The organism is Photorhabdus heterorhabditis (assembly GCF_018448905.1).
In the GTDB taxonomy this organism is placed as follows: domain Bacteria; phylum Pseudomonadota; class Gammaproteobacteria; order Enterobacterales; family Enterobacteriaceae; genus Photorhabdus; species Photorhabdus heterorhabditis.
In genome coordinates, this window is sequence record NZ_RCWA01000027.1 from 1 (window position 1) to 13517 (window position 13517).

At 43.4% G+C, this 13517-nt stretch carries 13 protein-coding genes; 11 read left to right on the forward strand and 2 right to left on the reverse strand.

Annotated features, from left to right (window positions below; genetic code table 11):
* Together EAE89_RS15915 and EAE89_RS24180 are read right to left on the reverse strand one after the other, a co-directional pair.
* Positions 1–133, reverse strand: a 133-nt coding sequence (locus EAE89_RS15915; protein ID WP_214086238.1) for an Rpn family recombination-promoting nuclease/putative transposase, incomplete at its 3' end; no start/stop codon positions are given.
* Between the two features lie 797 nt (positions 134–930).
* Positions 931–1209, reverse strand: coding sequence for a hypothetical protein (locus EAE89_RS24180; protein WP_054475845.1), 279 nt, complete (start codon positions 1207–1209; stop codon positions 931–933).
* A gap of 852 nt (positions 1210–2061) precedes the next feature.
* Between EAE89_RS24180 and EAE89_RS15925 the strand changes: the two genes are divergently transcribed.
* The 11 genes from EAE89_RS15925 to EAE89_RS15975 all read left to right on the forward strand — a co-directional run bounded on the left by EAE89_RS15925 (position 2062) and on the right by EAE89_RS15975 (position 13398).
* Positions 2062–2628 carry a type 4 pilus major pilin gene (locus EAE89_RS15925; RefSeq protein ID WP_054475844.1) on the forward strand — a complete coding sequence of 189 codons (567 nt, stop codon included), beginning with the start codon at positions 2062–2064 and terminating at the stop codon, positions 2626–2628.
* A 38-nt stretch (positions 2629–2666) separates the two neighbouring features.
* A complete protein-coding gene (locus EAE89_RS15930) occupies positions 2667–3464 on the forward strand; it encodes a prepilin peptidase (protein WP_149617150.1) in 798 nt (265 codons plus the stop codon).
* 111 nt (positions 3465–3575) lie between these two features.
* Complete coding sequence (gene pilV / locus EAE89_RS15935) at positions 3576–5087, forward strand: shufflon system plasmid conjugative transfer pilus tip adhesin PilV (RefSeq protein ID WP_054475841.1); 1512 nt, start codon at positions 3576–3578, stop codon at positions 5085–5087.
* Between the two features lie 86 nt (positions 5088–5173).
* On the forward strand, positions 5174–5698 hold the full coding sequence (locus EAE89_RS15940) for a hypothetical protein (protein WP_054475839.1): 525 nt from the start codon (positions 5174–5176) through the stop codon (positions 5696–5698).
* 85 nt (positions 5699–5783) lie between these two features.
* Positions 5784–6125 (forward strand): toxin co-regulated pilus biosynthesis Q family protein, encoded by a 342-nt coding sequence (locus tag EAE89_RS15945; protein ID WP_214086220.1) that lies wholly within the window; start codon positions 5784–5786, stop codon positions 6123–6125.
* Between the two features lie 4 nt (positions 6126–6129).
* Complete coding sequence (gene pilN, locus EAE89_RS15950) at positions 6130–7731, forward strand: PilN family type IVB pilus formation outer membrane protein (RefSeq protein ID WP_054475835.1); 1602 nt, start codon at positions 6130–6132, stop codon at positions 7729–7731.
* 3 nt (positions 7732–7734) lie between these two features.
* Positions 7735–9036, forward strand: coding sequence for a type 4b pilus protein PilO2 (gene pilO2 / locus EAE89_RS15955; RefSeq protein WP_054475832.1), 1302 nt, complete (start codon positions 7735–7737; stop codon positions 9034–9036).
* Positions 9023–9568, forward strand: a complete 546-nt coding sequence (pilP, locus tag EAE89_RS15960; RefSeq protein WP_054475830.1) for a type IV pilus biogenesis protein PilP — start codon at positions 9023–9025, stop codon at positions 9566–9568. Before pilO2 ends, pilP begins: the two co-directional genes overlap by 14 nt.
* 23 nt (positions 9569–9591) lie before the next feature.
* Positions 9592–11148 (forward strand): GspE/PulE family protein, encoded by a 1557-nt coding sequence (locus EAE89_RS15965; RefSeq protein ID WP_149617147.1) that lies wholly within the window; start codon positions 9592–9594, stop codon positions 11146–11148.
* Between the two features lie 12 nt (positions 11149–11160).
* On the forward strand, positions 11161–12252 hold the full coding sequence (locus EAE89_RS15970; protein WP_244866511.1) for a type II secretion system F family protein: 1092 nt from the start codon (positions 11161–11163) through the stop codon (positions 12250–12252).
* Positions 12253–12528: 276 nt separating this feature from the next.
* Positions 12529–13398 (forward strand): DMT family transporter, encoded by an 870-nt coding sequence (locus EAE89_RS15975; RefSeq protein WP_054475824.1) that lies wholly within the window; start codon positions 12529–12531, stop codon positions 13396–13398.
* Positions 13399–13517: the final 119 nt, after the last annotated feature.

A 13517-nucleotide genomic window follows, 5' to 3' on the forward strand; every position in this document is an offset into this window, starting at 1 on the left:
ATGTGGCTAAATCACACAACAACTGGATCTCTTCGGGCAGATAAAGGGATAAAAACTCCCTGGCCGTTTCGGGCTGCGTTAAAAAATGCTTGAATAACGCGTCATGGTGAGGCCGTTTTTCTTTCTTTGCCACAGTCTGTTTCTCTGTCTTATCAGGTAGTCATTATTACTCATTGTTAAGGTATAGTATTTCTACCAAGTTACAAAAAACATTGTCTCAGATTTCCTCAGACAAATCTTTACCGAATGCATTAATAGAAGAGCCTAAAGAATAAAATATCAGAAAATGAAAAACGATAAAATATTATATTTACAACAACTTCTTTATGAAAGCTATTTATTTAAATCAGTTTTTAACTTGTATTCTCAGAATGATAATTCCTTTGTAAAAACATCGATTGCTTATATTTCCGTTAATCTTGGATGTTCAGATCGCAAAAATTTAACTGAGTTATCTTCAGGTGATCTATTATTTTTAAATGTTATTTAGGAATCAGAAAAACCTCTGCTTCACTTTCAGAAAATTCTGTTAGACCTTTATGTATTAAAGATTTTCCATATGTAATGTTGAGTGACATAAGATAGCCTAAGTCCTCTTTATTTTGCATCAGGTCATACAAACTAAGGAGCGATATTCTGGAATAGGTTTTTATATAAATTATTTAATGCAATGAATGTGTCGGTGGTATTTTCACTATGGCTCGGAGGAAAATGACATCTAGTACGGCAGACCCCGGTTAGGTACAGTTCCTCTATAGGGAATACAATATGGGAGGCGTTTTATAACTATCACAGACCCTGCGGTGGTTTGAAAGGTAAAACGCCTTATGAGATTTTTTTGAAAAAATGAGAACGTAAAAATACTCTGTCACTCTGTCAGTGAGTCTTTACATTATCTGTATTATCTTATGCCACTCGCCAACAATAGAATTATTTTCTTTTCTTATTGCCAGCAGCAATACGGGCTTGTATTTCCTTTTGGGATAATGGCGTTGTAATGGGTGATGTTCGTGGTGTAATATCAAAAATATTCCTATCATAGCCATATCCACCGCCATTAATAAAATAGGCGCGCAGTGCGATATCAAGCCTATCGGTGGGATCAAATTGTCCACCTTTTAGTGTCAAATAATCCAGCCAGCTATTAATACGGGCAGGGGTATCTGTGGGTAAAAATGCATTGTCATTTGCAACGGCAAAAGCAGGCACTGCTGTTGATCCTGAGCTAACTGAGAGTGCAAGTGAGGCGTCTTCTTCAATATAAATGCCGGTATAGGTATAAGGTATGCATATAATTTTTATTTTATGATTATCATTAATTAATAGGGAGAGCAAGATGAATTTATTAATGATGTTACGTATCTATATATTTATATTGTTTTTGTAATTCAAATTGGGTAATTAATAGAGTTATTTTCTATTTATCTGGATTAATGACTTAATTTTATTTTTTTATTTGATCAACTTATGATCATTATGTGTATTTCGTTCTGTTATTTAAAAGATGAGTAGGTGTTATTTGGCTTTAATTGAGTATTTAATTCTCTATTCCCTTTCTCGATAGACTTTCTTGATAGATAGTGAGCAAAAATTTCCTGTCGGCATTTAAAAAACCTTGGTTAATGAAAGGCGTTTTTCTTTAGCAAGGAGCACTGCTGCATGTCCCATTGTTACGAAAATGTGATCTATGACAGGTTCGGTACAACAGTAAGTCTTAACAACAAGTTAATTTCATATATAAGAAAAATTTTCCAATGGTTGTTTGCAGCTAATTGGCAGAATAAAATCCATTGATTTTTTAATGGGCTATATCATCAGTTTTAATCGATATTCACGATTGAAATTAAAATATTTGATAGTTTTTAACGATCGTTTGTGCGATTTTTGAACGTTTTAAACAATTTTATTTTTCAAATTGTAACCTATAGTATTAATTTCAACATGAAACACTAAAGTGTTTTAAATGTTTTCGTATGTGTTATTATTACGTTAATATTTTATTTCATTTGGTGAGTATGTGAGTGGTAATACGTCTCTTATTTTGATTTTGGAGTGATTAGCATGAATAAGAAAGTCAATGTACTGCGTGGCGCCAAGCGTCAATCAGGTTTTACGCTGATTGAAGCATTGGTTGTGATGATTGTTGGTATTGTGATATTAGCCGCAGCAGCAGCCGGGATCGGTAAGTTGTTCCGGGCTTCGGAAATTTCAACTGAATCTTCAAATATTACTCAGATGGCAGCAAATGTGAAATCAATTAAAAACGGCGCTAAAGGCTATGACAGTTTGGATAACAAAGTTGCCATTAATTACAAAGTTGTTCCGGCTAATATGACTCAGGATGGTAAGGCCGGAATTATTTTTAATAGTTGGAATGGCAAAGTAACGATTTCTCCGGGAGATACTACCGCTCAGACGTTCAAGATTGAGTATCAAAATGTGCCTGATGAGGCTTGTCAGCAGCTTTCGCTGAAATTGCGGGTGGCGGGTTGGTCGAAAATGACCGTTGGTAGCGGGAAGGGGCAGCAGTCTGCTACAGAAATTAAACCAGATTCGACTTTGGCTCAAATTGATGCCGCATGTAATGCCAGTGATGCCAATACGGTGACACTTATTTCTGCCAGTTAGGACATTGATTCTTTAAGCGAATGCACCGGGAGATCATCATGGTGATAGGGTGGTTGCAATCTGAGACAGGATATTTAGTTTTGGTAGCAGGGTTACTGGGATTGTGTGTCGGAAGTTTTCTGAATGTGGTGATCTGCCGCCTGCCGATCATGATTATCTCTGAAAGCAATAATGAGACCGCTGGTTTTAATCTCTGTTTTCCCAGTTCTCATTGTCCACGTTGCAGCCACGTGTTGGCAGTCCGCGATAATATTCCCTTGTTGAGCTATTTGTGCCAGAAAGGGCGCTGTCGATACTGTAACGGTATGATTTCAATACGTTATCCATTGGTTGAAGGTACCGTGGCAGTGCTCTTTTCTTTGCTGGCTTTGTTCACTGGATGGAATTATTCGTTGTTGGGGTTATTGATGCTGAGTTCGATGTTGGTAGCGTTGGCTGTCATTGATTTCGAGTCTATGTTGCTACCTGATCAACTGACCCTTTCTTTGTTGTGGTTAGGGCTGTTGTTCAATCTGTATTCTGCCGGATTTGTGGCATTACCTCTGGCAATCAGTGGCGTGGTTTGTGGATATCTGTTTTTTAGGTTGGTGGGGTGGATTGCCCGGCAATTGATCCAGTGTGATGCGTTGGGAAGGGGAGATGCTAAATTTCTGGCGGCGCTTGGTGCTTGGTTGGGGGTGGAAGCGCTCCCATTGGTGGTTTTGCTTGCAGCAAGTCTCACACTAATAAGTTATCTGACGATTTGGCGGCTACGCAGAATAAGAACGGAGCCACAGATACCTTTCGGTCCAGGTTTGGCAATGGCTGGATTGATTGTCGCATTTTGCCAAAGGTAGCTAGGGAGTGGTATGAGCAGTGGTGTAGTCCCCTTAAGCAGGATCTCTTTTGGGGAAATAGGTTATCGGATGGAAGAGGTTTTCGTACTTATTATGTAAGAAGGGCTATTTATGCATGATGATGAGTCTGTATCTATATTGACGATACGCCGCCATGATGCAGGTTTCACTTTACTGGAAGTGATTGTTGCACTGATGGTACTGGCATCAATGATGGTGGTTGGTGTGGTTTATCTAAGTAGACAGAGTGACATGTTGGTGAATCAGGTAGTCGCCGGGCAGATCCAACATCTTGGTGATGCGGTGGTGGATTATGTTAATGACAATTATGTTGTTTTAAGTCATGGGGCAACGCCTGTATCAATCAATTGGGCAGAGATGATCCCCTATTTACCGCCGGGACTTGACCAGAATACGGTCAATCCGCTTGGTCAGAAATATGATGGCGTTTTGCGTATTGTCATGCTACCCAATGGCAAAAAACGCATTGATCCGTTGATTTATACCGTGCCGGCAATGGCTGATGGAAAACAGCCAAATGTGGCTGATCATTCGATGAAGATCGCGCAATTGATTGGGGTTGGTGGCCTGTATTTGGATTACAGAAATCGTGACAACCATAATCCGGTCACTTATTGGAATAGTTATGGTCAAGTTAATGCGCCTGAATCTTTTGCGGGTTTTTTCAATGAGCAGCCCGCTGAAATTGGCCGCATTTTTTATGCTCCGTTCATGCGGGATGCGTCAATCTATGGCCCCGGGACATTGGCGGGTGATTTGCTTCACCGACAAAAAACCGGGGGGCATCCAGAGTGGAATAAGATGGAAACCAGCATCAGTATGGGTGGCAATAGTCTCGATCAGGTGGATACGTTGTCGATGCAAGGCGCTGGAATAGTTAACGGTGCGAATAAGATAGCCTTTTCTTCCCATTCTCAAGAGAAACCATCTTATATTGAGCAAAATAATGACGGTGCAATAGTTATCAATCCAGCACATGGCTCGTTATTTATCCTTGATGGTAATGTTAATTCTGGTAATAAAGGTATTTTGGCTGCTGGCGAGGTTCAGGCAGATAAAAATGTCGTTGTTGGCAACAACTTAGTGATAAACACCAAAACTGGAAATTTTATTGGTGGTACTTGCCCAGCGTTAGGTAACGTATCCATGAACAAACAAGGGGAACTGCTGGTGTGTCAGAAAACCGGCATTAGTCCGCCGGCGTTGCAATGGAAAGACGCAACCGGAAGCGGGCGGTTATTTGCGGATCAACCGGTAATCGGGAATGGTGGTAAGGCAAATAGTCAGCCCTTTTTTAACAACTCTGATTTCCCTGTGTTAGTCACTGCTTCTACATCTCCGATTTCTGATGGCTGTTATATGTGTTGTGTGTTGGCTGTGTATGAGGCGGATAAAAATGGTAACAACCAAGAATCTGACTTACCGCTTGTTTTTCAGCGATCTGGATTAGTGGACTATCCAGAAGTGAGTACCAATGTAAATCGACAGAATACGAGGGCTTGTGTAGTGGCATTCATTGCGAGACCACATCACAAATATAACATTACCAGCGTATTCCACTCTTCTAAAAACAACATTCATATTTTGGGCAGTCATCACTGATGATTAACAGCACCCGGTATCTGGTTATTTGGAATTAACCAATCTATAGGATCACGGCTGTTTTTAACCTAAATAGGAGAACATCAATGTGGCCATTAGCTATTGTTGGGATCGCCGTCGGATTTTTCATGCAACTGATGTTCAGTGAGCTGTTGTATGAAGTGCGTGAGCAGTCAGTGCGTGCCAGGACTGATATAGCTGCGTTGTTTCGTAGCTATGCTTCAGCGGGGGTGCAATTGCTTAATAATCATTCTGTTGGTGTGATTAGTCACCGCAAGATGCAGCAAGCATTAACCACTCTGCATATGACGTGGGTGAATACCGATGCTTGGTGTAATCGCTTTTCCAGCCAGTGTCTTTGGGGGGGGATGATTTCGGGGAAGCATATCTATGTTTTCCGCAAAAATATCAACCCCGGCGACAATGTGTTGTTACATAGCGCTTTTGGGGAATTGCTTAAATGGGGGGCAGAACCCGATCAGATTGGTTTCAAGAGCGGCTCCAGGCTTATCGATGGTAGAGGAAGAGGAATAGGAAGTCCGCTTGCCAGACAATTACCGGATGATGTTCGGAAGTTTGTGTCTGACGGAGCGTTGGTGGAAATACTGTAGTTGTTGTTCTGCAAGTGGGTTTTCTTCGGGTCACTGAACTTGATTAATGGGTTGTTTGGCTACTTCTTTTTATTTGGAAAGATCGATGAACAAAATAATCGCATATGTTTTGACGGCATTTGTCTGTATGTCAAATATCGCCGTTTACGCAGCACCTACGCCAACATCGGTTCCTTTCGCGGCGGTATGGATAGCAACGCCGGGGCAAACTCTGCGTGGTGTGACGCAAGAGTGGGCGAGTAAGTCCGGCTATCAGGTGGTATGGGATGCTTCCTATGATTTTCCGATCAGGGCTGGCTTGCGTTTTAATGGCTCGTTTATCCATGCGGTCAGTGAGCTGTTCGAAGCTTATGCAATGGCGAATCGTCCTTTCACCGTCGATATTTATCAGGAACAGCGACTTGTCCATGTACAGGCACAGGGGTAATAACATGCGTATCCAATTTTTGCAGTTTTTCAGATTGATATTGTTACCCTGCATAGTCGCTGGTTTGCCAAGTTGTACAGCAATTTCTAATGTCGATCATCGGGCAGATACCGAGATGGCAAAGGCTACCGATATTATCAAGGAATTACGTAATACTCCCGCTGCGGTAGCTGTTCATGTTCACGAGCATGGTTATTGGGTGTCAACCAAGGAGATTCCATCAAGGAAAGAGAGTGAGACCGTTTCCTGTATGTTGACTCTGGAGGAAGCCGAGCCGATGACGCTGAACCAGTTTGCAGAAAAGATCAAACGTATCTGCGGTGTGCCGGTGCTTATCAGTGCCGATGCGCGGCTTGCAATGTATTCCAGTTCGGCATCGGATGAGAAAGAGAGCGGCAGGGAGGTTGTTATTGTCAATTCGAACACTCAGTCAGGATCTGAAGGCAGTGGATCAGAAGAGATGAAAATCAACGTAAATTGGCATGGTTCTTTGGCAGGTTTGCTTGATTCGGTTATTTTATCATCAGGATTGCATTGGAAAGTACACAACGGTGCAGTGCATATTTTCAAAACAGAGACGCGGGTGTTTCAAATATATGCACTGCCGGGTACCGATGCGTTATCTTCCAGCGTGACGGCGACCACCAGTGCAACATTCGGTGGTGGCTTAGGTGGAGAGGATAGTGGTAACAGCGGTAGTTCCCAAACTCTTGCGACTTCTTTGACTCGTTCGGTGATGGATGAGATCCAAAAAACAGTATCCAATATGTTAACGTCTGGTGAAGGGAAGTTAACTTTGTCGATGGCGACAGCGTCATTGGTGGTAACGGACTCACCTGAAGTGCTTGATAGAATTAAGGATTATATCGATCAGCAGAACAAGTTACTGACAACGCAAGTGGTGCTTAATGTTAAGATCCTTAACCTGACGTTTGATCGGGCTGATCAGTATGGTGTTGATTGGTCACTGGCTTATAAAAGCGCTCACATAGGAGTGGGGGGGGAGGGCAGTAGTGCCATTAATGGGCGCGATATTAGTACGAATATTCATATTCTCAAGGGGCCATTTAGTGACAGTACCTTACTGATCAAGGCGTTATCGGCTCAAGGTAAAGTCTCTATAGTGACTCAACCTTCGGTGACTACACTAAATTTGCAGGCGGTACCGATGCAGGTCGCAACGCAGACCGGTTATGTTTCATCCATTTCTAACACCTCAACGCCACAAATTGGCACTTCGGTAGGGATTGAGCCTGCGACAGTAACGACGGGTTTTAATATGTTGATGCTGCCTTATGCAATGGCCGATAAGCAAATATTGTTACAGTACAACATTAGCTTGAGCGATTTAAAAAGGTTGGAGAAATTTGGCAAGGAAGAAACCGGTCAGGTGCAGTTACCGACCATAGACTTACGTGCATTCAGTCAGAAAGTGAGGCTACATTCAGGTGAAACTCTGGTGCTGTCAGGATTTGAGCAACAGTCAGATACCAGCGATCGCAGTGGCTTGGGTAGCCCGGATAATCAATTTCTGGGGGGAAGTCGTGAGGGTAAAAGAAACCATAATGTGATCGTAGTCATGATTACCCCTATAGTGGTAGATTGAAAAATGACCCAGACTGAAACAGGCGTGGAGCGCGCTATGCAAATCAAGTTATATGGTAAAACTTTGGTAGCAGGCATCATTTGGCAACCGCCTGTTACTGCGTTGGCGCGTTCTAATATACGTAGAAGTGGGATTGCGGCGGGGTTTACCTTGGTTGTCCGGCATCGTGTTGGACGATGTATACAGGTTGGGTATATACCAAAGGAGGCAGGCGCACCGGGTTGTTATTCATTAGCTGTTATCCTTGCTAAAGCCGTGGATAAGCCTAACTGGATAGGCGCGTTTTGTTTACCTGATGGACAGTATGCATTGGTAGCGGTACACCAGGGCGCGATAATGTCCGGACGTGATTTGATCGGGACTCGTGAAGAAATTGAAGCGAAATTGTGTGATACGGTGCAGTTGGTAGAGGGCGCCAATGGGGTTTGGAATGCGATCTATGCGCCGCCGGAATTTGAATCGCCGTGGCCGGAGATGTCATTGGTGCAATTGTTACCGAAGTCCGCATTGAGAAAATCAATTGGTCAGATCGAGAGTTTAACCGGCGAAATGTCGAAGTATCAAATTAAGGTCTTTGGCATGACCGTCGGCACTGTCTTCTTGTTGGCTGGTGGTTGGTGGATGTGGCACATCTATCAGCAGAATACAGCAATAAGAGTACCGGATTTATCTAATGAGGTGGTGGAAGTTCCACCGCCGCATCCGTGGCTTGCACAGCCAAAAATGGCATGGCAGTTTTCTGCATGGAATAAAGCTTTAGCCAAGGTTCCCTTATCGCTCGCGGGTTGGCAGGTTGAATCCATTATGCTGGACACTAATACGGTTTCCGTGAGTTATCAGCGTCATGACGGGATGCCGATCAACATTTTTCAGGTTGCGGCTATCAATATTTTCCGAGCTGGCCCGGTGATTTCTAATGGTGGGGAGCAGGCACAGGTCTTGATACCGTTTGAGCAGCCGCAAGGTCATGATCAGGAAAACAATGACGATGTGTTGCAGCCGTCAGATCAGGCGTTGATTGAGCTGATGTCTTATTTTCAAGCATTGGGTTTACCATCTCCAGTTTTGACGGAGGGTGCTTCCGTTTTGCCCCCTCCGCCTCCACTTTTGCCGGGGGGGGAAACGCGTGTGTGGTCTAATCCTGATTGGCAGACTTATGACTGGACACTGACTTCTCAGTTATCGCCGGATGCATTGTTTTCAGGTAAGCCACTTCCCGGATTAAGAGTGACCAGTGCCAGAATTGTGTTATCTGATGGTTTTCCTGAGTGGAAGCTGAGTGGAGTTTTCTATGCAAAAAATTAGCCAGCTTATAATTAGCCTGTTTCTATTTGTAGTGTCGGTATTTTCCTTGGCATATGCACAAACATCACCCACTGAGCTACCGGCAGCTCAGGCGAAGCATGTTGCCCAGAAGCCTGCATTGCCAGCGGTAACGACTGGCAGCGTTGCTGCGCAGCTGGAAAAGTTACAGACGGATTTGATGTTACTTAAAGCTGAAACCGCAAGGGCAAATGCTCAGGCTGAATTCGATAAAATTTCCAGAGAGGTGAGTAAAAGAGGTGCTGTCAATAATGATTTGCCTTTGGTCAAGTCAATTTTCGGGCGAAATGGGGCATTGACCGCGACACTCCGGTTTCGTTCTGGCGGCATTATGGACGTGAAAACGGGTGATCAGCTGCCAAATGGTTATAAAGTGATCCGCATCGATACAGGGGTAGTGACTTTCACCAAACAAGGGCGATTCTATGATGTCGGTCTTACGGCTACGAATGATGCATCGTTGTTGGATAGCCTTGATTTAATGGTTGCACCACCATTGCCGTTAAGCCATTGATCACTAATGGATGGAGATTTCTAATGGTAATAACAAGTTCCGATCTGTTGTGTATGGTCAGGCAAGGTGCAAAAGTTTTATCTGCCTTGAGCGGTGCACTTGAAATAGAGTTGGCTAACCGTAGCTTGATCTGCCTTGTTGAGTTACCCCAGCAAAAAGGGCAATGCGTACTTGCCGTGTCTGCATCCCACCGGCTTGATCCACATGTGCTGGCCTATGAAGAAACGGTTAAAAGACATGGTCTCATCTACCAAATTGTCACTTGTGGTATGGGAGACATATTAGAATTGTACCGTCTTAGTAAGGGGCATAGTCATGGGCTGGGAGGTACTGAATCGGATGTTCAGCGTTATATCATTCGCTTAATCAGTGAAGTGACTGAGGAGCGTGCGTCAGATTTACATGTTGTTGCTCGCCACAATTATTGTGAAATCCGTTGCCGGGTTGATGGTTATTTGCGACCAATCGGACAATTGCGCCCGGAAGAAGGATTACGATTATGCGCGACTATCTATCAAAGTATGTGTGATGTGGCCGAGCCGACGTTTAAGCCGATGCAGGCACAGCGTGCGCGAATGAAGGATGAGTTCCTGAGTGAATGTGGACTTTCCGGGGCGCGTATTAATACTCGTCCGCTCGATCGCGGCATGTTGATGGTATTGCGATTGTTGTATGCGGACAGCCCCGGGACAATGTGCACCCTAAGCGATCTTGGCTATTTGCCGGAACAGTGTCAGATCCTGGAAGAACTTATGGACCATCGGGCCGGTGTGGTCCTCTTGTCTGGTGCGACCGGTAGCGGGAAGAGCACCACCTTGAAAGTCGTGATGCAGAAGATGATAGCTGAACAAGCTGGCATTCATCTACTCACACTCGAAGATCCACCTGAATATGAGATTACTGGCGCTAATCAATCTCCTATAACCGGAGATCGAGGTGATAGCGTCGTTATCGAACAAGAATGGGCTATGGCAATTGCTGATGCAATGCGACTCGATCCCGATGTGATTATGGTCGGTGAGATACGTGACGCAGTGACGGCAAAGATGACATTTCGTGCAGCCATGACGGGCCATTTGATCTGGACCACGATACATGCAAACGATGCTTTAGCGATTTTGCCCCGCTTACAGGATGAGGCTGTGATGGAGTCGTTATTGATGGATTCGCGGTTGGTGATCGGTTTGGTCAGTCAATCGTTGATCCAGGTGTTATGCCCTCACTGCAAAGTTCCCCTGAAAGGGCATGAACAGGAAGTTTCCGATCGCCTATTGAAAAGGCTCAATCTTTACTGCCAGCCGGAATCAGTTTACCTACAGGGAGAAGGTTGTGACTATTGTAAACAGTGCGGTACTTTGGGCCGAACTGTAGTTGCTGAAGTGATACGGACTTCCCCTGACTTAATGCAAGCTTATCGAATTGGTCACCATCACGAAGCAACCCGATATTGGATTACCGAGATGGGAGGATTAAGCAAGCTCGACGCACTTATTCGCAAAATAAATGACGGAATTATTGATCCCCGTGCTGCAGAACGTGTTATGGGGCCGATTATTCCTGCGATCAATCAAGTAGAGTGAAACGATATGGTTATGACCGATTTTGTTGAAAGACTGAACTATCGATTGACGAAGATACAGTTTGGTCAGAAAGCGCGGATTCGTTTTTACGGGCATCTTGTCATGATGCTGGAAAATCGTGTCATGCTGATTGATGCATTACGTGAGATGTATAATATTGCCAGCAACGAAGGCCATAAACCTAACAATGGTTGTGCATTGGTGTTAAGTAGTTGCTATGAATCTGTGAGTCAGGGTAGCACTTTGGCAGAGAGCTTGCGGCAATGGATTGGTCCCAATGAAGTCGCAGTGATTGCTGCGGGTGAGCGTTCCGGCGATATATGTAGCGCTTTTATGGATGCGATCGCTATGATCGAAGCGGGTAATAAGATCCGCAATGCTGTTATTGGTGCATCTATTTATCCAGTGGTGCTTATTGGCATGATCTGCGTATTGCTGCATATTGTGGCAGGCAATCTGGTGCCCAAATTGGCTGCTGTTTCTAAGCCGGAAACTTGGGATGGTGCTGCTTATATCCTTTATTTGATGGGAACATTTGTTAACGATTATGGATTTTATTCGCTGATATTTATGGTGATATTTATCATTTTATTGTCGTTATCGTTGTCTTTTTTGGGGGGGCGATTACGAACGGTGCTTGACCGGTTTCCGCCATGGTCACTGTACAGAACTATTCATGGCAGTATGTTTATATTGAATGTGTCGTTGCTGATCCGCTCAGGGATGATGTTGCAATCGGCGCTGGAATTACTGCTGGAACAAGCGGGTTCACGTTGGTTGTATGTGCGTATCGCTGCTACGCTGGAGCATATTTCAATGGGGGCTGGTTTTGGCGAGGCGTTACGTGATACCGGTTATCGTTTCCCAGACGATGAAGCGATCAGCTATCTGAGGTTATTGTCACGATTGCAGGGTTTTGATCAATCAATGGCGAAGTTTGCACGGCACTGGTTGGATGAAACAATAGTTAAGGTGCAAATAGTGACTCGTGGGTTCCTGTTGGCTTCAATTCTTATGATTGGTGGCATGTTGATGCTGGTGGTTACAGCGGTGTCTGGCATTGAGAATGCTATTGAACAGTCGCTATCTATGCCATCTGTTTAATGTCGAGATTAATGATGAAAATCAGTCGGAATGAATACATTGACAGGCTTAAATTCTCATATATCCGTTATCTTTCAAGTTGCCTCTTTGTTGGCTGCACTCACTCACCCCGGTCACAGAGTTAGCTATGCTCCCGGGGATTCGCTCCCTTGCCGTCGCGATCCATCTTGAAATCCATTGGGTATAGTGTTTTTGTCAAAGCTGCATTATTGTACGGCATGTCATATGAGGAAATTATCATGTCTGTCATTAATAGCAAAAAATGGGTGAGGCCATATGCAGATAGTTAGTTACAAAAGCGTAATTTATACTCTGCTAGTCATTTTAATTTGGAGTTTTGGTTGGATACTAACCAAAGTCGGATTGGATCATATGCCGCCATTTACATTTGCGGCATTAAGGTTTGTAATTGCTGCTGTATTAATGCTTTTGATTGCAAGTATAAAATATAAATGTAATCACTTTAGTCGGAAAGAATGGTGTATTGTTATTCTAGTTGGTCTTACTCAAACTACTTTGATGTTTACCTTTATTAATATAGGTATGCAAAACGTAAGTGCTGGTAAGGCTTCTATCTTGATTTATTCTATGCCGATATGGAGTGCTGTATTGGCTTATTTGTTTTTACAGGAGCCACTAAAAGCTAAGGACATTCTAATTTTATGTTTTGGAATAATTGGCGTTTATTTTGTTTTTGTACCTGGCATTTCAATTGAGAGTGATATTTTTGGTTTGTTTTTATTATTGCTGTCTGCCATTTCATGGGCTGTTTCGAATATACTTGTAAAAAAATATTTTGCTAAACATAATAAGTTTGTATTAACTACATGGCAAATGTTGTTTGGGTCAGTTGGCTTGGTAGCTCTTTCTTTCTGGTTTGAGAATCCGCTAGGGTTATCTTTAAATTATATAGAGTGGGGAATATTACTTTATACCAGTATATTTGCTTCTGTTGTGGCATTTACTCTTTGGTTTTCTATTCTGCCATCACTCAATGTAATGTCTTCGACCATGCCATCTCTGTTAATCCCATTTTTTGTTATTATGTTTGATTCTATATTTTTAGAACAATCAGTAACCGTGTCTGTGGCGATGGGGCTGATTCTTATCGCATTGAGTTGCATTTTAACCGCTCTTCGTAAATAGGGGTAGTGACCGGATAGCTGCCATAACCGCCTTTTAGCGTTTTCTTGCACCGGTCAGTGCAGTATGGATGATTTCAAACGATATTAATAGAGGTAAGGCATTATGTTCTCGATAGGCAT